The sequence below is a fragment of the Streptomyces sp. NPDC001407 genome, from assembly GCF_042895325.1.
GTDB lineage: Bacteria > Actinomycetota > Actinomycetes > Streptomycetales > Streptomycetaceae > Streptomyces.
The window spans coordinates 33719-53423 of record NZ_JBIAWF010000033.1 but is presented as its reverse complement, the minus strand read 5'-3'; the positions used below and the strand labels follow the sequence as shown (position 1 = coordinate 53423).

Annotated in this window: 16 protein-coding genes; 9 read left to right on the top strand and 7 right to left on the bottom strand. The window is 72.1% G+C overall.

Features of this window, described 5'->3' with window-relative positions:
• Window positions 1-113: 113 nt before the first annotated feature.
• Entirely contained in the window at window positions 114-497 is a 384-nt protein-coding gene (locus tag ACFY1P_RS31920) for a VOC family protein (protein WP_390752592.1), read from the top strand.
• Window positions 498-525: 28 nt separating this feature from the next.
• On the opposite strand, the gene ACFY1P_RS31915 is transcribed toward ACFY1P_RS31920, so the two are convergent.
• The 5 genes from ACFY1P_RS31915 to serC form a co-directional block, all read right to left on the bottom strand.
• Window positions 526-1293: a phosphotransferase family protein gene (locus ACFY1P_RS31915; protein ID WP_390752591.1), complete on the bottom strand. Its 768-nt coding sequence runs from the start codon at window positions 1291-1293 to the stop codon at window positions 526-528.
• Window positions 1294-1306: 13 nt separating this feature from the next.
• Window positions 1307-1585 (bottom strand): hypothetical protein, encoded by a 279-nt coding sequence (locus ACFY1P_RS31910; RefSeq protein WP_361533264.1) that lies wholly within the window; start codon window positions 1583-1585, stop codon window positions 1307-1309.
• Window positions 1586-1871: 286 nt separating this feature from the next.
• Window positions 1872-3086: a helix-turn-helix transcriptional regulator gene (locus ACFY1P_RS31905; RefSeq protein WP_361533267.1), complete on the bottom strand. Its 1215-nt coding sequence runs from the start codon at window positions 3084-3086 to the stop codon at window positions 1872-1874.
• Between the two features lie 427 nt (window positions 3087-3513).
• Window positions 3514-4458, bottom strand: coding sequence for a hypothetical protein (locus ACFY1P_RS31900; protein WP_390752590.1), 945 nt, complete (start codon window positions 4456-4458; stop codon window positions 3514-3516).
• A gap of 185 nt (window positions 4459-4643) precedes the next feature.
• Complete coding sequence (gene serC / locus ACFY1P_RS31895) at window positions 4644-5762, bottom strand: phosphoserine transaminase (protein ID WP_361533276.1); 1119 nt, start codon at window positions 5760-5762, stop codon at window positions 4644-4646.
• 962 nt (window positions 5763-6724) lie between these two features.
• Between serC and ACFY1P_RS31890 the strand changes: the two genes are divergently transcribed.
• From ACFY1P_RS31890 to ACFY1P_RS31865, 6 genes are read left to right on the top strand one after another with little or no spacing between them, the layout of a single operon-like run.
• The gene (locus tag ACFY1P_RS31890; protein WP_390752595.1) at window positions 6725-8488 is read left to right on the top strand and encodes an acyclic terpene utilization AtuA family protein; all 1764 of its coding nucleotides are present in this window, start codon (window positions 6725-6727) and stop codon (window positions 8486-8488) included.
• Window positions 8485-10083 (top strand): acyl-CoA carboxylase subunit beta, encoded by a 1599-nt coding sequence (locus ACFY1P_RS31885; RefSeq protein ID WP_390752589.1) that lies wholly within the window; start codon window positions 8485-8487, stop codon window positions 10081-10083. Before ACFY1P_RS31890 ends, ACFY1P_RS31885 begins: the two co-directional genes overlap by 4 nt.
• An 8-nt stretch (window positions 10084-10091) precedes the next feature.
• On the top strand, window positions 10092-12044 hold the full coding sequence (locus tag ACFY1P_RS31880; protein ID WP_390752588.1) for an acetyl/propionyl/methylcrotonyl-CoA carboxylase subunit alpha: 1953 nt from the start codon (window positions 10092-10094) through the stop codon (window positions 12042-12044).
• Window positions 12041-13198, top strand: a complete 1158-nt coding sequence (locus ACFY1P_RS31875; RefSeq protein ID WP_390752587.1) for an acyl-CoA dehydrogenase family protein — start codon at window positions 12041-12043, stop codon at window positions 13196-13198. The genes ACFY1P_RS31880 and ACFY1P_RS31875 overlap by 4 nt, the downstream gene beginning before the upstream one ends.
• A gap of 18 nt (window positions 13199-13216) precedes the next feature.
• Entirely contained in the window at window positions 13217-13957 is a 741-nt protein-coding gene (locus tag ACFY1P_RS31870) for an enoyl-CoA hydratase family protein (RefSeq protein ID WP_390752586.1), read from the top strand.
• Window positions 13945-14595: a TetR/AcrR family transcriptional regulator gene (locus ACFY1P_RS31865; protein ID WP_390752585.1), complete on the top strand. Its 651-nt coding sequence runs from the start codon at window positions 13945-13947 to the stop codon at window positions 14593-14595. The genes ACFY1P_RS31870 and ACFY1P_RS31865 overlap by 13 nt, the downstream gene beginning before the upstream one ends.
• A gap of 268 nt (window positions 14596-14863) precedes the next feature.
• Here ACFY1P_RS31865 and ACFY1P_RS31860 read toward each other — a convergent pair whose 3' ends face one another.
• Window positions 14864-15973 (bottom strand): citrate synthase 2, encoded by a 1110-nt coding sequence (locus tag ACFY1P_RS31860; RefSeq protein WP_361530943.1) that lies wholly within the window; start codon window positions 15971-15973, stop codon window positions 14864-14866.
• 441 nt (window positions 15974-16414) lie between these two features.
• On the opposite strand from ACFY1P_RS31860, the gene pdxH reads away from it, so the two are divergent.
• Together pdxH and ACFY1P_RS31850 are read left to right on the top strand one after the other, a co-directional pair.
• The gene (gene pdxH / locus ACFY1P_RS31855) at window positions 16415-17038 is read left to right on the top strand and encodes a pyridoxamine 5'-phosphate oxidase (protein WP_390752594.1); all 624 of its coding nucleotides are present in this window, start codon (window positions 16415-16417) and stop codon (window positions 17036-17038) included.
• Window positions 17039-17357: 319 nt separating this feature from the next.
• Window positions 17358-18803, top strand: coding sequence for a PAS domain-containing protein (locus ACFY1P_RS31850; protein ID WP_390752584.1), 1446 nt, complete (start codon window positions 17358-17360; stop codon window positions 18801-18803).
• Window positions 18804-18832: 29 nt separating this feature from the next.
• On the opposite strand, the gene ACFY1P_RS31845 is transcribed toward ACFY1P_RS31850, so the two are convergent.
• Window positions 18833-19588 carry an SIS domain-containing protein gene (locus ACFY1P_RS31845; RefSeq protein ID WP_361530937.1) on the bottom strand — a complete coding sequence of 252 codons (756 nt, stop codon included), beginning with the start codon at window positions 19586-19588 and terminating at the stop codon, window positions 18833-18835.
• Between the last annotated feature and the right edge of the window lie 117 nt (window positions 19589-19705).

Sequence of the window (19705 nt, the reverse complement as noted above, 5' to 3'; positions counted from 1 at the left end):
AATCGGCACGGCCATTCCGCCGGGCGGCCGCGGTTCGGGCGCGGGGTGCCCGCGCGCGGGCAGCAGACTCGTACCGCTGGTCAGCCACGCGGTACGAGGGAAGGACACGGCCCATGTTCGAGGACACCGAAGCCTTCAGCAGCTTCGCGGTGAACGACACCGAGCGCGCCAAGGAGTTCTACGGCAAGACGCTCGGCCTGCGGCTGTCCGAGGAGTCCATGGAAGGCCACACTCTGGTGACGCTCCGGCTCGCGGGGGGCGGGGTCGTCATGATCTACCCCAAGGAGAACCACACCCCGGCGTCGTTCACCGTGCTCAATTTCCGTGTGGACGACATCGACAGCGCTGTGGACGAACTCGGCCGCCGCGGCGTGACCTTCGAGCGCTATTCGGGCTTCCACCAGGACGAGAAGGGCATCGCCCGGGCCGGCGGCCCGCAGATCGCCTGGTTCACCGACCCGGCGGGCAACGTCCTGTCGGTGCTCCAGACCGGCTGACGGCCCCGGCGGGCGGTGGGGGACGCGGTCACAGCAGCGCGGCGAAGCGGTCGTTGCTCGCGCGGGCGCCGCGTACCCCCACCCTGGCCGACCACTGCCGGCACGTCGCCCCCACGAACACCGCGACCGCGCGCGGATCCGCGGCACGCCAGCAGGGGAAGGTCCGGGCCCAGGCGAGGGCGTCGCCGGGAAGGTGGCCGCTCTCCATCAGCCGTACCGCTGTGTACGCGACGTCGACCCAGGCGGGCCCGGAGGCCGGCATCGCCCAGTCGATCAGCCAGGCCCGCTCCGGACCGACCAGGAGGTTGTGCGGGTTGGTGTCCGTGTGCAGCAAGGTCTCCCCGGACAGCGAGGCGCGGGCGGCGCGGCCGAGATGAGGCCAACGGTCGGCCAGGGGCGGCAGACCGGCCGGGGCGCGCAGCGTCTGCGCTTCGCGCAGGACGTCCGCGACGAGCGGCAGATCACCGGACCCGGGCGAGAGGTCGGCGTGGCGCCCGTCCACCCACGCGAACCCGACCACGTCCCAGCCGCCGGCCACCACCTGCCACAGGAACCGCGTCCCGACGGTGTCGGGTACGGCGCCGCTCATGGCCACTTCCCGCGCCTGGGCCGCCCGCCCCTGCTCGTCACCGAGGGGCACGCCCTTGACGAAGACGGATCCGGAGGGGGCGCGCAGCGTCGCGGCGAACCGGCAGGTGATTCCTTGCGGGATGTCCTGGACGGCCCGCACGGGTCCACTTCGCTGCTCGATCGCGGCCCGTACGGCTGCGGGGAGGGTGGCCCAGTCGAGGCGCATGGTCTCCGGCCGCCTAACTCTGGCCGTCCGACCACTGGATGGTGCGCTGCGCGGCGACGGCGTCCGCCGCGAGGAGGTTGAGCCGCTCCACGCGGTCGGCGGGGCGGACGGTGCAGGAGCGCCAGGTGTGGCCGTTGGGGTGCTCGATGCTGATCATTCCGTTGCCGTCCACGGCCGTTACTCTTCCGGCGCCTCCGGTGACGGTGTCCACGACGAACATCCCGACGACCGGCACGCTCTGGGGCGCGGGTGGCCGATGGCGTGGCTTGAGGTCGATGCCGTGCGCGGTCACCCATAGGTAGGTTTCGCCCGGGGCGTCTTGCGGCGCGCGTGAGCGGCACGCGCTCGGAAGGCCGGGAGTGGATACCGACGGCGCTACGGGGGTGGCGTCGTCGGCGCGTCCGTCAAATCCCGGTGTTCCTGGCGCGAATGATGCCCGTACTCGTGCGAACCACCGGGAGATGAAACTGCGCATGTTGACGCTCCTTCTGCGGACCGGGCGTTGCGTGCCCCCATGACCCAAGGCTTTCGCGATGGGCCCTGATGTCCCAGGGGCGTAACGTCCTAGTTTCGCTGCGCTAATCGGCGATGCTCAGGAAGTCGGCCAGCTTGCGCAGCCCCGGGGTTCCCGGGGCGTCGGCCCGGAGGTCCTGGACGATCGCCACGGCCAGAGTGTGGTGACGCATCCAGGCGGGGGCGAGGCGATGGAGCTTCGTCAACGCGTCGGTGGCACCCCGCGCGTCGCCGGTGTCCGCGTACGCCCGGGCCACGTCCAGCAGGAGCCAGGTGCGCCAGGAGAGCGGAGTGTCCGCGCTCAGCCGCATGCCGCTCGCGAGCCGCAGGGCTTCTTCGGGGCGGGCGTGCTGGACGGCCAGGCGTACGCGTTCGATCCGTACGGACGACTTGCTGAAGACGCTCACCAGCTTGCTGTCGGCGGGCGGCGGCAGGCTGGACAGACGATGGGTGGCGCGTTCGGCTGTGCGCATCATGTCGTTCGCGGTGTCGTAGTCACCGGAGCGGGCGGCGCTGGTGGCGGCGGACATGAGCAGTCCGCCCCAGACACGTACGCCTTCCGCGCGGTGGAGGTGACCGCGCTCCACTCCGTCGGCAGCGTGGACCGCGAGGCTCCCGGCGTCGGCCAGCCGGTTCTGGCGCTGGTACGCCCATGCCACCGAGCCGCAGATCATTGGGGCGAGCAGGGGGTCGTCCGAGGCGTCGGCAGCGGTGAGGGCGCGTTCGAGGCTCGACAGGGCCAGGTCCGTCTTGCCCAGCCTGACGGCCAGATGGCCGCCCAGCTGGAGCGCCTTGGCCAAGGCACCCTGCCCGGTGGCACGTTGGCCGGCGCTCCCGATGGCGGAGACGAGGCGAGCGTCGGCGATGATGCCCGGAAGCATCTCCATCACCTGGCCGAAGGCCGCCGAGTGGTACAGCGTCCAGGCTGCCGCGATCTCGGCCCGGAGCAGGGGAGGCGACAGGGCCTCCACCCCGCTCGGTTCGACGGGCGGCGCGAACAGCGGTGGCATGATGGCGCGCCGCAGGGCGACCAGCGCGGGTGGCTCGGCCTCCCCGGTGGAGGGCACGGCGGGCGGATCGCCCAACAGCGCGGTGACCTCGACTCCCAGCCCCTCGGCGAGGGCATGGAGGGTCGGCAGCCGTGCGGAGCTCTTGCGCTTCTGCTCCAGCTTGCGCACCACGTCCACTGACACACCCGACCGCCCGGCCAGCCCCTCCTGGGTGAGGCCGGCCGTCCGGCGGAGCCGGTACACACGATCGCCCAAGTGCTCGCTGCTCATGCCTTCGACGCTACGCCGCGTCGGGGCGAAGCGAATGCGGAAGCCTGGAGCTTCATCCCGGGCGCGTCGCCTCGACGGCCACGACCGGGCTCTCCGGCGCCCCCGGCGCACCGGTCGGCGGGGCGGAACGGAGGGGGACGCGGCGGCTATGAGCCGCTGCCGGGGTTCTCCTCCGGCAGTCGGGCCAGTTCTTGGAGCAGTGCGGCTATGGTCTTCTCCTTTTCGGAGGCGGGGAGCGTCCGGTCGGCGCGTAACGTTTCGATCTTCTTTTGCAGAAAGGCGCGTTCCGCCTTGCGGTCCCGTGGCGCACGGGCGGTTTCGTGTGCGAAATCCTCCCGTAGGTCGGCGACCGGCGCCGGCTCCTCCGGTTCCGGTTCGTCCGGTCCGCGGTCGCGTGGTGGTCCGGGTGGCTGGGACATCGAGGGGCTCAGCTCTCCACGGCGAAGGCGTAGTCCGGGTCGAGGAAGACCGTGCGGAATCCCGTGTTGTCGGTGCGGATATAGCTGTCCGCGCTGCTCAGCAGCTGCCAGGAGCCCCATGTGCCGCCGCTGTCCCGGGTGATCAGCATCGTCCGGAGCGCGCCGAAGCGGTTGGTGTGGCTGTACGACGGCTGGAAGGTCTCGACGATCGGTGCCCAGGACCCGATCCAGCCTCCGGTCTGATCGGCCAGCGCGGCGGCGTAGTCGTACTGATAGATCAGGTCGTACCGCTGGGCGGCCTGATTCCACAGCAGTGCCTGATTGCGCCAACTTCCGGGCGAGAGCTGCCAGGTGCTGTTCCATATACCCAACACCTGGTAGTTCTGGCCGTGCGCGGACCTGGTCATCAGATACGCGCCCAGCGACGACCACGGAATGTCGATCTGCCAGTGGTCGTCGCGCGCCCAGTCGAAGACCTTGAAGCGCGGAGCGTCCTGGGCGTGATAGGAGACGAATGCCTCCAGGCCCTTGCCCGCCCTGTTCATGGCGGTGAGATAGAGCCACGTATCGACATTTCCGCCGGGCGAGGTCGGGCAGATGACTTCCCAGTAGAGGGAAGTGCCCTGGGCGAATCCGGTCTTGAACGGCGTGTTGTAGAAGACGCCGTAGCCGACGCCGCCTGGCGTCGGGCCGTCCGCGCGGTCACGCAGCCCGAGCGCTCCTTCGCCGAGCCGGTCGGCCAACTCGGCCAGCGACGCCTGCCGTTCGGCCAGGCTCAGTGTGGGGTGCGTACGCGCCACGTGCACTTTGCTCGCCAGGAAGGCCAGTTCGGCGCGCTCGTCGCTCTGGAGGCCGGCCGTACGGCGGAAGGCCTCGCGCTCGTCCGACGGCGGGGCGGACGGCTCCTGGCCGGAGTTCGGAGTGGGTACGGGAGAGTCGGGTGGGACGTCCATCGACGCGCCTCCTCCGGGAGGGTGGAGCGGATGACGACGGCCGTGGGGACGCGTGACCGCCGCCCGTGTGCGCATGCTCGCGGCGCGGGTGCGGCCTTACAAGAGGAAATGGTGCGGATTCACCCGAAGGTGGCGTTCCTGGGAGGCTGTTCGTCGCCTGCGGCGCCTCCCAGGAACGGGGTGGGTCAGAGGCGTTCGATCACGTAGTCGACGCAGACCGTCAGCGCCTCGACGTCCGACGGCTCGATCGCCGGGAACATCGCCACGCGCAGCTGGTTGCGGCCCAGCTTGCGGTACGGCTCGGTGTCCACGATGCCGTTCGCCCGCAGCGTCTTCGCGACGGCCGCCGCGTCCACCTCGTCGGAGAAGTCGATCGTGCCGATGACCTGCGACCGCTTGGCCGGGTCGGTGACGAAGGGGGAGGCGTACGGCGACTTCTCCGCCCAGGCGTAGAGCCGCGAGGAGGAGTCGGCGGTCCGGGCGACCGCCCAGTCCAGGCCGCCCTGCCCGTTGAGCCACTCCAACTGCTCGTTGAGCAGGAAGAGGGTGGAGAGGGCGGGGGTGTTGTACGTCTGGTTCTTCAGCGAGTTGTCGATCGCGGTCGGCAGCGAGAAGAACTCGGGGATGTGCCGGCCGGACGCGTGGACGCGCGCCGCGCGCTCCAGGGCCGCCGGGGAGAACGCGGCCAGCCACAGCCCGCCGTCCGAGGCGAAGGACTTCTGCGGGGCGAAGTAGTAGACATCGCTCTCGGCGATGTCCACGGGCAGCCCGCCCGCGCCGGACGTGGCGTCCACCAGCACGAGCGCGCCCGCGTCGGCGCCGGCCACGCGCCGGACGGGCGCGGCGACACCGGTGGACGTCTCGTTGTGCGTGAAGGCGTAGACGTCGACCCCCGCCTCGGCCTCCGGCTCCGGGTGCGTGCCCGGCTCCGACGAGATCACGGTCGGCTCGGCCAGCCACGGTGCGAGCTTTGCCGCTTTCGCGAACTTCGAGGAGAACTCGCCGAAGGAGAGGTGTTGCGACTTGGTCTCGATGAGCCCGTGCGTCGCGATGTCCCAGAAGGCGGTGGACCCGCCGTTGCCGAGGATCACCTCATAGCCCTCGGGCAGCGAGAACAACTCCCGGACGCCGTCCCGCACCCTGCCCACCAGGTTCTTGACCGGCGCCTGGCGATGAGACGTCCCGAGCAACGAGGTCCCGGTGGCCGCGAGGGCGCCGAGCGCCTCCGTACGCACTTTGGAGGGGCCCGCGCCGAAGCGTCCGTCGGCGGGCTTGATGTCAGCGGGGATCTGGATATCAGCCACGGGTGCAGGGTAGCGGTATGGGGGCTGGGGGCTGTGGGGGGTCCAGCGGGTGAGATTTTTGTGCGGGGGGTTGTGGGCGGGTGTGTTGTGGCTGGGGTGGGGTGGAGTGGCCTCAGTCGCCGGCCGGGCTGGGTGCGGGTCCGATGTCTTGTGCGGGTTGTGTGCGCCTGCGGCGAGCGGCCTCAAACGCCGGCCGGGCTGGGGTTGTGGTGGGTGCGGGGGCGGCGCCTCCGGGCTGGGGACCTGGAACGCGGTGCGGGCGCCGTGCCTCGTATTGAGTGCCGTGAAGTCGCACCGCGTTCCAGAACCCCACCCTCCGACCCCACCCCCTCCCGCCGGAGGGTGAGTGCGGGTTATGGGTGGCGCCACGCTTTTCCTTTCGCCCGTCCGGGGCGCTCGTTCCAGCCCGGGTCCGCCATGCTTTTGTCTTCAGCCCGTTGGGGGCACCTCTGGGGGCACCCCCGGACGGAGTCTGGGGGAGGTAGCTGGGGGAGCTTGAGGACGCGCCCGCAGGGCGCTCCCGCCGCGGGCGGCGAACCGGCCCGCAGCTCGGGGTCTGGGGCGGAGCCCCAGTTTCGGGAAGGGGCGGGGTAGGGGAAAAAGCCCGCCGCAGGCGCCCACCGGCCCGCGCATCGGGGTCTGGGGCAGCGCCCCCCCCACGCGGCGGAGCCGCACATCAGACGCGGCCGGGAAGGGGCGGGGTAGGGGAACAAGCCCGCCGCAGGCGCCAACCCACCGGCCCGCCCCCCGGCGGAGCGCCGCCTATCAATTGCCACACAGGCAACTCCCGTAAGCAGCAAGGAAAATAAAGGCAAGCACGCTTGCTTGTTTATCCGGCGGCTGGGAACCTCAGGGCGGCGGCAACGCCAAAGGCACGGGGGTCGGCGCAACCGTTCGTCACATCACCTGTCCCAGAGGAGTACGCGGTGGTCAACCCCGTCGAGGCAGCCGAGGACCTACGGATGAGCGGGGTCCGCTCCCCGCTCCGCGTCGGCAATGCCTCCGGTTTCTACGGAGACCGCTTCGACGCCCTGCGCGAGATGCTCACCGGCGGCCCCCTGGACGTGCTCACGGGCGACTATCTCGCCGAGCTGACCATGCTCATCCTCGGCCGGGACCGGCTCAAGAACCCCCGGCGTGGGTACGCCAAGACGTTCCTCGGCCAGCTTGAGGAGGGGCTCGGGCTCGCCGTCGACCGGGGGGTGAAGCTCGTCGCCAACGCGGGCGGGCTCAACCCCTCCGGGCTCGCCGACGAGATCCGCGCGCTGGCCGACCGCGTCGGGGTGTCCGTGCGGGTCGCGCACGTCGAGGGCGACGACCTGCTCGCCGACCGCGACTGGGGGCCGGGCGTGCTCACCGCCAACGCCTATCTCGGCGGCGCCGGGATCGCCGCCTGCCTGCGCGCGGGCGCCGACGTCGTGGTGACCGGGCGCGTCACCGACGCCGCGCTCGTCACCGGCCCCGCGACCGCGCACTTCGGCTGGCTCGCCGAGGATCTCGACCGGCTCGCGGGCGCGGTCGTCGCCGGGCACGTCCTGGAGTGCGGAGCCCAGGCGACCGGCGGCAACTACTCCTTCTTCCACGAGATATCGGGGTCGCGCGGCGTCGGCCACCCCGGCTTCCCCATCGCCGAGATCCACGCGGACGGCTCCGCGGTCATCACCAAACACCCCGGCACGGGCGGCGCGGTGACCGTCGGCACGGTCACCGCGCAACTGCTCTACGAGACCGCGGGCCCGCGCTACCCCGGCCCCGACGTCACGGCCCGGTTCGACACCGTGCGGCTCACGGACGACGGGCCGGACCGGGTGCGGATCAGCGGGGTGCGGGGCGAGACGCCGCCGCCGACCCTCAAGACCGGCCTCACGCGCGTGGGCGGCTGGCGCAACGAGGTCGTCTTCGTCCTCACCGGCCTCGACATCGAGGCCAAGGCGTCCCTCGTCCGCGAGCAGCTCGAAGAGGCCCTCGCCCGGCGGCGCCCGGCGGAGGTCCAGTGGACCCTCGCCCGCACGGACCGGGCCGACGCCTCCGTGCAGGAGGAGGCGAGCGCCCTGCTGCGGCTCGTCGTGCGCGACCCCGACCCCGAGGTGGTCGGCCGGGCCGTGAGCAGCGCGGCGATCCAGCTCGCGCTGTCCAGCTATCCCGGCTTCCACGTCACGGCCCCGCCCGGCAACAGCATGCCGTACGGCGTCTTCGAGGCGGCGTATGTGGACGCGTACGCGGTGCGGCACGTGGCGGTGCTCCCCGACGGGACGCGGCTGCGGATCCCGGCGTGCTCGGGCGCCGGTCACCAGGAGGACGAGCCGGCCGGGCCCGCCCCGGCTGCCGGGCCGGAGGCCGGCGCACTCGCGGCGCTGCCGTCCCCGCCGCTGCCCCCGCCCCTGCCCGCGGGCCCCACCCGCCGCGTCCCCCTCGGGACGATCGCCGGTGCGCGCAGCGGCGACAAGGGCGGGTCCGCGAACATCGGCGTGTGGGTCCGGAGCGACGACGCCTGGCGCTGGCTCGTCCACGAGCTGACCGTCGAGCGGCTGCGCGAACTCCTCCCCGAATGCGCCCGGTTCACCGTCGAGCGGCATCCGCTGCCCAACCTCCGCGCGCTGAACTTCACCATCGACGGCATCCTCGGCGAGGGCGTCGCCTCCCAGGCCCGCTTCGACCCGCAGGGCAAGGCACTCGGCGAGTGGCTGCGCGCACGGCACCTGGAGATACCGGAGACGCTGCTGTGACCACCCTGGCCTCCGCGCTCGATGTCGCCGGCCCCGAATACCTCGCCGCCCGCGAGGCCATGCTCGCCAAGCTCGCCGGACTCGACGCGGAGCACGCGAAAGCGCTCGCCGGAGGCGGGGAGAAATACGTCGCCCGGCACCGTGCCCGCGGCAAGCTGCTCGCCCGCGAGCGCATCGAACTGCTCCTGGACCCCGACACGCCTTTCCTGGAACTCTCGCCGCTGGCCGGCTGGGGGAGCGATTACGCGGTGGGGGCGTCCGTCGTCACCGGCATCGGTGTGGTCGAGGGTGTGGAATGCCTCGTCACGGCGAACGACCCGACCGTACGGGGCGGCGCCAGCAATCCCTGGACGCTGAAGAAGATCCTGCGCGCCAATGAGATCGCCCGCGCGAACCGCCTGCCCTGCGTCGCGCTCGTCGAATCCGGCGGCGCCGATCTGCCCAGCCAGAAGGAAATCTTCATCCCCGGCGGCGCGTTGTTCAAGGACATCACCCGGCTGTCCGCCGCCGGCATCCCGACCGTCGCTGTCGTCTTCGGGAACTCGACGGCCGGTGGCGCGTACATCCCCGGGATGTCCGACCACGTCATCATGGTCAAGGACCGGGCCAAGGTCTTTCTCGGCGGGCCGCCGCTGGTCAAAATGGCGACCGGCGAGGACGCGGACGAGGAGGCGCTGGGCGGCGCCGAGATGCACGCGCGGGTCTCCGGGCTCGCCGATCACCTGGCGGTCGACGAACTCGACGCGCTGCGCCAGGCTAGGCGGGTCGTCGCGCGGCTCAATTGGCGTAAGGCTGAGGGCGGTTCGACCGCATTCGAGCCGCCCGTCTTCGACGAGGAGGAATTACTGGGGGTCGTGCCCGGCGACCTGAAGGTGCCCTTCGATCCCCGCGAGGTCATCGCCCGCGTGGTCGACGGCTCCGACTTCGACGAGTTCAAGCCGCTGTACGGGCCCAGCCTGGTGACCGGGTGGGCCCGGGTGTACGGATATCCGGTGGGGGTGCTGGCCAATGCGCAGGGTGTCCTCTTCAGCGCCGAGTCCCAGAAGGCCGCGCAATTCATCCAGTTGGCCAACCGGCTCGACACCCCGCTGATCTTCCTGCACAACACCACCGGCTATATGGTCGGCCAGGAGTACGAGCAGGGCGGCATCATCAAGCACGGATCGATGATGATCAATGCCGTCTCCAATTCCCGGGTCCCGCATCTCTCGGTGCTCATGGGCGCCTCGTACGGAGCCGGGCACTACGGCATGTGCGGGCGGGCGTACGACCCCCGCTTCCTCTTCGCGTGGCCCAGCGCGAAATCCGCCGTCATGGGCCCGCAGCAGCTGGCCGGTGTGCTCTCGATCGTCGCCCGCGCCGCCGCGACGGCGAAAGGACAGCCCTGCGACGACGAGGCCGACGCCGCTCTGCGGGCCGCCGTGGAACGGCAGATCGAATCGGAATCGCTGGCCATGTTCCTCTCGGGGCGGCTCTACGACGACGGCGTCATCGATCCGCGCGACACGCGGACCGTGCTGGGGCTCTGCCTTTCCGCCGTGCACTCCGCGCCCGTGGAGGGCGCGCGTGGCGGCTTCGGCGTCTTCCGGATGTGAGGGCTCTCGTGACCATTCATTCCGTGCTGGTCGCCAATCGGGGCGAGATAGCCTGCCGGATCTTCCGCACCTGCCGTGAGCTGGGGATCACCACGGTCGCCGTGCATTCCGACGCCGACGCCTCCGCACGGCACGTACGGGAGGCCGACGCGTCCGTGCGGCTGCCCGGTTCGGCCGCCTCCGACACGTATTTGCGCGGGGATCTCGTGGCCAATGCCGCGCTCGCCGCCGGAGCGGACGCCGTGCATCCCGGATACGGATTCCTTTCCGAGAGCGCGGAGTTCGCCCGCGCCGTCACCGACGCCGGTCTTGTGTGGATCGGCCCGTCACCGGCCGCCGTCGAGGCCATGGCGTCGAAGACCCGGGCGAAGGAATTGATGGCCGCCGCCGGGGTGCCCCTGCTTTCGCCTCTCGATCCTGCCGAGGTCTGCGAAGCCGATCTGCCGGTGCTCGTGAAGGCCGCCTCGGGCGGCGGCGGGCGCGGCATGCGGGTGGTGCGCGAGCTCGCCGAATTCGAGGGCGCCCTGGCCTCCGCCCGCGCCGAGGCGCTGTCCGCGTTCGGGGACGGCGAGGTCTTCGTCGAGCCGTATGTGGAGGGCGGCCGGCACGTCGAGGTGCAGGTGCTCGCGGACGCGCACGGCTCCGTGTGGGCCATGGGCACCCGCGACTGCTCGCTCCAGCGGCGGCACCAGAAGGTGATCGAGGAGGCACCGGCGCCGTTCCTCCCCGAAGAACTGCGGTCCGCCCTTTCGGTCGCCGCCGTCGACGCGGCACGGGCCATCGGGTATGTGGGCGCGGGCACCGTCGAATTCCTGGTGGGGCGGGACGGGCGGCCGTACTTCCTGGAGATGAACACCCGCTTGCAGGTGGAGCATCCGGTCACCGAATGCGTATACGGCGTGGATCTGGTCGCCCTGCAATTCCGGGTGGCGGAGGGAATCGCCCTGGGCGAGCCGCCGGTGGCGTCCGGGCACGCGGTCTCCGCGCGGCTCTACGCGGAGGACCCGGCGAACGGCTGGCTGCCGCAGACCGGAGTGGTCCAGTGCCTGTCGGTGGGGGCGGCCGCCCCCTCGTCGGCCGGTGGAATTCTTCGCGTCGATTCCGGTGTCGAGGACGGCGATGCCGTCAGCGTGCATTACGACCCGCTGCTCGCCAAGGTCATCGCCTGGGCCCCCACGCGGGCCGAGGCCGCGCGGCGGCTCGCCCACGAGCTGGAGCGTGCCCGCGTCCACGGTCTCGTGACCAACCGGGAATTGCTCGTGCGCTCGCTGCGCCACCCGGAGTTCATCGCCGGGCAGATGGACACGGGATTCCTCGAACGGTATCTGCCCGAACTCACCGCCGCCGAGGACGCCGGCGCCGTACGGACCGCCGCTTTGGTCGCCGCGCTGGCCGATGCCGCCGCGCGGCGGGCGGCGGAGATTCCCGCTGTGCCCCGGCACGTGGGCGGGTGGCGCAATCTCCCTTCTCAGCCGCAGATCAAGCGCTATCGCACCGAGCCCGGCGGAGAAGAGATCGAGGTCCGCTACCGGATCGGGCGCGACGGTCTGGTGGCGGAGGAATTCCCGCGCGTCAGGCTGCTGAGTTCCCGCCCCACGGAAGTCGTGCTGGAAGCCGACGGCATCCGCCGCGCGTACGAGGTGGCCGCGTACGGCGACCGCGTGCACGTGGGCCCGCACACCTTGGTCGCCCTGCCGCGCTTTCCCGAGCCCCGCACCCAGATTGCCCCCGGCTCCCTTCTCGCGCCCATGCCCGGTGTCGTCGTGCGGCTCGCCGAGGGCCTCGCCGTCGGTGAAATCGTGCGCGCCGGACAGCCTTTGGTGTGGATCGAGGCCATGAAAATGGAACACCGTGTCGTCTCGCCCGCCGACGGCACGCTCACCGCCCTGCACGCCGTCCCCGGTCGTCAGGTCGAGGTCGGCGCCCTGCTCGCCGTCGTCACCGAGGAGCCGACGCCATGACCCTTGTCGAGAGCACGGAACACACCGATCTCCGCGCCGCCGTCGCCGCGCTCGGGCGGCGCTACGGGCGGGAATACATTGCCCAGGCCGTACGCGAGGGAAAGCACGCCGACGAGCTGTGGGCGGAGGCCGGCCGGCTCGGATATCTGGGTGTGAATCTGCCCGTCGAGTACGGGGGCGGCGGTGGCGGCATCTCGGAACTCTCCATAGTCCTGGAGGAATTGGGCGCCGCCGGAAGTCCGCTTCTGCTGATGGTCGTCTCGCCCGCGATCTGCGGCACCGTGATCGCCCGCTTCGGCACGGAGGAGCAGAAGCGGAAATGGCTGCCCGGACTGGCCTCCGGCGCGCTCCGGATGGCCTTCGGCATCACCGAGCCCGAGGCCGGTTCCAATTCGCACCGCATCACCACGACCGCCCGCCGGGACGGTGACGGATGGGTGCTGGGCGGGCGGAAGGTCTTCATCTCGGGAGTCGACGTCGCCGACGCCACCCTGATCGTCGGGCGTACGGAGGACGCGCGGACCGGCAAGCTCAAACCCTGCCTCTTCATCGTCGAGCGGGAGACGCCCGGCTTCTCGTTCCGGAGGATCCCCATGGAACTCGCCTCGCCCGAGGCGCAGTTCGAGCTGGTCATGGACGACGTCCGGTTGCCGGGCGACGCCCTGGTGGGGAACGAGGACGCCGGTCTGCTCCAGCTCTTCGCCGGGCTCAACCCCGAGCGCATCATGACCGCCGCGTTCGCCCTCGGCATGGCACGGTACGCCCTGGGCCGCGCCGTGGAATACGCCCGTACGCGACAGGTGTGGAAAGAGCCCATAGGCGCGCACCAGGCCGTCGCGCACCCGCTCGCGCAGTCGCACATCGAGATCGAGCTCGCCCGGCTCATGATGCGGAAGGCCGCGTATCTCTACGATTCCGGTGACGACGCCGGTGCGGGGGAAGCCGCGAACATGGCGAAGTTCGCGGCCGCCGACGCCGCCGTGCGCGCCGTCGACCAGGCCGTGCACACGCTGGGCGGCAACGGCCTGTCCACCGAATACGGGCTCGCGCAGCTGATCACGGCGTCCCGGGTGGCGCGGGTCGCGCCGATCAGCCGGGAGATGATCCTCAATTACGTCTCGCACCGAACGCTCGGACTCCCCAAGTCCTACTGAGAAGAATCGAGTTGCCCGATGCTCGTCCGCCGTTCCCATGAGCAGGGGATAGCCACCCTGACGCTCGATTCCCCGCACAATCGCAACGCCCTCTCCGCACGGCTCGTCGGTGAGCTGCACGACGCCTTCGCCGAGGCGGCGGAGGACCCCGGTGTCCGGGCCGTCGTCCTGACGCACACCGGTGACACCTTCTGTGCCGGTGCCGACCTGAGCGAGGCGGGATCGGACGCGTCGGCCCCGCTGGGGCTCGTCCGGCTGCTGCGCGCGGTGGTGGAGCTGCCCAAGCCCGTCGTCGCCGTCGCCGACGGGCACGTCCGGGCCGGTGGGCTGGGGCTGTTGGGGGCCTGCGACATCTCCGTGGCGGGCGAGAAGTCCTCGTTCGCCTTCACCGAGGCCCGGCTGGGGCTGGCGCCCGCGGTGATCTCCATGGTGCTGCTGCCGCGGCTGGACGCCCGCGCGGCCGCGCGCTACTTCCTGACCGGCGAGCGCTTCGGCGCGGCGGAGGCCGCCCGGATCGGCCTGGTCACGCTGGCCGGCGAGCCGGACGAGGTGCTCGCGCCGGTGCTGGACGGGCTGCGGCGCGGTTCGCCGCAGGGGCTCGCCGGGTCCAAGCGGCTGGTGACGGCCGAGGTGCGGCGCGCCCTCGACCGCGACACGGCTGCGCTGGCCGAGGAGTCCGCCCGGCTGTTCGCCTCGCCGGAGGCACGCGAGGGCATGACGGCGTTCCTGGAGCGGAGGGATCCCGCATGGGTCCGGTGAGCGTGCCCAAGCAGGACCGCAGCCGCGTCACCCGGCAGCGGCTGCTGGAGGCGGCCGTGGAGTGTCTCGCGGAGCACGGCTGGGCCGGCTCGACGGTCTCCGTGGTCGCGGAGCGGGCCGGGGTGTCGCGGGGCGCCGCGCAGCATCATTTCCGTACGCGGGAGGACCTGTTCACGGCGGCCGTCGAGTACGTCGCCGAACAGCGCTCGGCCGCCCTGCGGGCCGCCCTCGCCCCGGCCGGCCTGATCGCCGGCCCCGCCCGCACGTACGCGGTCGTCCGCGAACTCGTCGGCGTCTTCACCGGCCCCCTCTTCAGCGCGGCCCTCCAGCTCTGGGTCGTCGCCGCGAACGAGGAGCCGCTGCGCGCCCGGGTGACGGACCTGGAGGCCCGGGTGGGCCGGGAGGTACACCGGATGACCGCGGAACTCCTCGGGGCGGACGAGAGCCGCCCGGGCGTACGGGAGACGGTCCAGGGCGTGCTGGACATGGCCCGCGGCATGGGCCTGGCCAACCTCCTGACGGACGACAGCGCCCGCCGCGAACGCGTGGTCGCCCACTGGTCGGACGTCCTGGACGACATGCTGCGGACCCCGCCCCCCGGACCGGAGGGAGCGGAACCGCACGGCGCCGGGGGATGACGGGCGCGGTCGGGGGTGCTCCGGCGTTGTCATGGTGCGCGTGCCTGTCGTGATCAGCGCACCGGTCGACCGGGCCTTCGCCGAGGCCGTCCTCGCGGACCGGCAGCCCGAGGGTGCCCGGTCGTTGCGGCGGAGCCGGTACCGGGTCATCTCCGCGTCGCCCTGCAGGGCTGCCTGCTCGCGGCGCCGGCCCCGGCCGCCGCGGTCCGCTGAGGCCCGGCCCACGCGAAACCCCCGGACCCGCGACGCGGGCCCGGGGGAGGGGACTTCAGTTCCGCACCGCCGGGATGTCGGCGTAGCCGGAGATCTCGCGGGGGTTGCGGGGGCCGGGGCCGACGTAGCGGGCCGAGGGGCGGACCAGGCGGCCCGTCCGCTTCTGTTCGAGGATGTGCGCGCTCCAGCCCGCCGTGCGGGCGCACGTGAACATCGACGTGAACATGTGCGCCGGGACCTCCGCGAAGTCCAGCACGATCGCCGCCCAGAACTCGACGTTCGTGGCCAGCACCCGGTCCGGGCGGCGGTTGTGGAGCTCGTCCAGGGCCGCCTTCTCCAGTGCCTCGGCGACCTCGAAGCGGGGCGCGGCCAACTCCCTGGCCGTGCGCCGCAGGACGCGCGCGCGGGGGTCCTCGGCGCGGTAGACGCGGTGGCCGAAGCCCATGAGGCGCTCGCCGCGGTCCAGGGCCTGTTTGACGTACGCCGTCGCGTCGCCCGTGCGCTCGATCTCCTCGATCATGCCGAGGACCCGGGACGGCGCCCCGCCGTGCAGCGGGCCGGACATCGCGCCGACCGCCCCCGACAGCGCGGCGGCGACGTCCGCGCCGGTCGAGGCGATGACGCGGGCGGTGAACGTCGAGGCGTTCATGCCGTGTTCGGCCGCGGACGTCCAGTAGGCGTCGACGGCCTTGACGTGCCGCGGGTCGGGTTCGCCGCGCCAGCGCTTCATGAAGCGCTCGACGATGGTCTCCGCCTTGTCGATCTCCCGCTGCGGGACCATCGGCAGGCCCTGGCCGCGCGCCGACTGGGCGACGTAGGAGAGCGCCATGACGGCGGCGCGGGCGAGGTTGTCGCGGGCGGTCGCCTCGTCGATGTCGAGGAGGGGCTTGAGGCCCCAGACGGGGGCGAGCATCGCCAGCGCCGACTGCACGTCGACCCGGATGTCACCCGAGTGCACGGGGATCGGGAACGGCTCGGCGGGCGGCAGACCGGGGTTGAACGAACCGTCGACCAGCAGACCCCAGACGTTCCCGAAGGACACCTGACCGACCAGGTCCTCGATGTCCACACCGCGGTAGCGGAGCGAGCCGCCTTCCTTGTCGGGTTCTGCGATCTCCGTCTCGAACGCGACGACTCCTTCGAGTCCGGGTACGAAGTCGGACATCAGGCGGCTCCTCATGATGTGTGCGACGAGCGGGTCCGGGCCGGTTACGCGGCCGCTCGGCGTGGCTCGCGGTCCGGATCGGTCAACCCGGTCATGCCCCGTGCGGCTGTCTTTCACCCGGTTCCGTGCCCGGCTTTGTCCCAGGCGCCGGGTACCGGATTCAGGCCGGACACGATAGCTGGTGATGTGCGGGTCCCACAGCCTCCCGCCCTGCGATTTTGGGGTGTCCGGACAGACGCGGGGAAGGGTGATGTCCGGCACACCGCCGAATTCCGCGATCGCGGGGTCCGGAGGGAACGCGAGGGGCAGACTGATCGGCTACGCCCAGGTGGGCGAAGAAGGCCGATGCTGGAAGATGAGCGCGTGACGTACCCCGATGAGTTCCACGCCCCGGAGTTCCACCCGCCGGAGTTCCACGCGGGCGCCCTCGACCCCGCCGGCATGCGCGAGCAGTACGGCTCCCGGGGCCTCCTGGAGGCGGACCTGGCCGCCGGCCCGTACGAGCAGTTCGCCGTCTGGTTCGCCGAGGCGTTCGCGAGCGGCCTCCAGGAACCCAACGCCATGGTCCTGTCGACCGCGGACGAAGAAGGGCGGCCCAGCGCGCGGACCGTGCTGCTCAAGGGCTACGACGAGCGCGGTTTCGTCTTCTACACCAACTACGGCTCGCGCAAGGCCGGTGAGATCGACGGCAATCCGCACGTCTGCCTACTCTTCCCCTGGCACCCGCTCGCCCGGCAGGTCATCGTGACGGGCACCGCGCGGCGGGTGGACCCGGCGGAGACCGCCGCGTATTTCCACTCCCGGCCGCACGGCTCGCAGCTCGGCGCGTGGGCGAGCTCCCAGTCGGCGGTCGCCGCCTCACGCGCGGAGATCGACGCGGCGTACGAGCGGCTGGCCGCGCGCTATCCGGAAGGCGAACCGGTGCCGGTGCCCACGGGATGGGGCGGATTCCGGGTGACCGCGGAATCGGTGGAATTCTGGCAGGGCCGCGAGAACAGGCTGCACGACCGCTTGCGGTATGTCCGGGCGGGCGGCGGCTGGCGGGTGGAGCGGCTCTGCCCGTAAGGGCGCGACGCAGGGACCCGGAAAACGCAGCGATCCGTGGGCCACTGCTCGCCATGACGGCGAGCGCCGAGCGGACGACTCGGCAGCCCACGGATCGGGTGACTGCTTGGGATTGGCCGGCGGAGCCGGCGCTGCGCTGTGCGCGACGACGGGCGCTAGCCCGCAGTCACCTCACGCGTCCGGACTGAAATCATGTCCCGAACCACCTCCCTTCTCGTGTGCGCACCACCCTAGGAAGCGCGCCGGAAGCCCACAACCCAATTTCCTGTGGGCAACGATTTCCCCGAAGACGGTGTGGTGCCCAGCACGGTCGAGTTGAATGGCCCGTCGTGCAGGACATGCAGACGCGTCCAGCTGGGGGTACCTCGTGACCGCACCACACCAGTCCGGGCCGGTCCGCCCGGAAGCACTCGCCGGGCCGGGGTCCGGTTCCGTCCCCGGCGCCGACTGCGACGACTCGGGGCTCCTCGCCGCGCTCCTCGACGGGATGGACGCGGCCCTGTGCGCGTTCGACGCCGACGGCACGGTCACCCACTGGAACCGCGAGGCCGAGCGGATACTGGGCTGGACCGCGGCCGAGGCCGTCGGGCGGCACGGCCTGGCCGGCTGGGCGGTGCGCACGGCGGACGCCGAGGAGGTCACCGCGCGGCTGATGGCCGCGATGCGGGCGCACGGCCGCCAGGTGCACGAGTTCGCGCTGCTCACCAAGGACGGCGGGCGGGTTCTGGTCCGTACGCAGCTGTCGGCGGTGCCCGGTGCGGACGGCAGGCCCGCGGGGGCGTACTGCGCCTTCAGCGAGGTGCACACGCAGATCGACCTGGAGCGGTCGATCGCGCTGAGCGAGGCGCTGTTCGGGGACGCGTCGTGGGGCGTGGTCCTCGTGGACGCCGACCTGCGCCCGGCGCTCGCCAATGCGCACGCGGCGCGCGCCCTGCGCTCGGGGCGCACGGCCCTGCTGGGGCGCCCTCTCGGTGAGCTGCTGGACCAGGGGGTGGAGGAGATCGAGGGCGCCCTCCAGCACGTACTGGCCGCCGGCGCGCCGCCCACCCCCACCGACCTCTGGGTGACCCTGCGCGACCAGGGCGGGGCCCCGCCCGAGCGGCGCTGCTGGCGCAGCGGCTTCCTGCGGCTGGCCTCGCCGCTGGCGGAGGAGCCGGTGCCGCTGGGGGTGGCCTGGCTGTTCATGGACGTGACGGCGGCCCGGCTGACGGAGCAGGACAGCGCGCGACTGCGCTTCCGCGGCAGCCAGTTGCACCGGGCGGGCCGGGCGGTCGCCGAGTGCGAGGACCCGATGGAGGCCGCCACCCTCTATCTGGACTTCGCGCTCGCGGGCTTCGCCGACCACGCCCTGGTCGACCTGCTGCCGGAGCCGGAGGCGACCCCGCGCGAGCCGGTCAGAGTCGTACGGGCCGCGGCCACGCCCGCCGGTACGCCCGGCCCGGTCGCCTCCCCGGCGACCGTCCGGGGCGGTATCCCGGTGCCGTACGGGGAGGGCCACCCGGCGCTCCAGGCGGTCGAGCGCTGCGGTTCCGTACGGGCGGTCTCGGACTGCTCGGAAGGGTGGGCGGCGGCGCGCAAGTGGCCGGACGGCACGCTGCACGCCCTGTCGACGCCCCTGCGCAGCCGGGGCCGGACGGTGGGCGTGGTCACCTTCCTCCGCGGCCCGTCCCGGCGGCCGTTCGACAGAGCGGACGCGACGTACGCGGAGGACATCGCCTCACGGGTGGCGGCGTCGGTCGACCTGGCGGTGGCGACGGGGAGTTAGGGGGAGGGGGCCCGTCAGTGCCGGAAGGATCAGTGCCGGAAGAAGATGCGGTCGCCGTACTCGTCCATGACCCGGCCGTTCCACTCGTGGCCTCCGTCGACGTTCCCGGAGCGGAGCATCGGCGGGTCGATCCCCCGCTCGGCGAGCGCTCCCACGGCGGACGCCACGACGGCCTGCATCAGCGCGCTCGTGACCACCGTGGACGCCGGGCCGAACGGCGCGGCGATGCCGTCGGCGGTGAGCTCCGCGTCCCCGATCTCGATCTTGCTGTCGATGACGAGGTCGCAGTGGTCCTTGAGGAACGTCCCGGACGTGTGCCGCGACCGGGTGTGCTCGGCGTAGGCGAGCGACGTGACGCCGACGACCCGCAGCCCGAGCGCGCGGGCGTTCATGGCCATCTCCACGGGCAGCGAATTGCGGCCGGACAGCGAGACGACGATCAGCACGTCGCCGGGCTGCGCGGGGCTCGTGTCCAGCACCGCCCCGGCGAGGCCGTCGACCCGCTCCAGGGCGCTGCCGAGGGTGGCAGGCATGACGTCGAGGCCGATGACGCCGGGCACGGCGAGGAGATTGACCAGGGCGAGGCCGCCCGCGCGGTAGACGACGTCCTGCGCGGGCAGCGAGGAGTGCCCGGCGCCGAAGACGAAGATCCGGCCCCCGGCCGCCACGGCGTCGGCCAGCATGGACCCCGCGGCGGCGATGTGCTCCGCCTCCTCGTCGCGCACCCGCTGGAGCAGCCCGATCGCGGCGTCGAAGAACTGCCCGGCCAGCTTGTTCTCGCTCATCGCTGCGGGGCTCCTTAGCTAGGGATCCGGTGGCGCGTACGGTCTGGGCGTACGCTCGTGGCGCGGATCACGTTGCGGTCTGGACCTGGGCCCTGTCAATACGACGGCGGCGGGCGT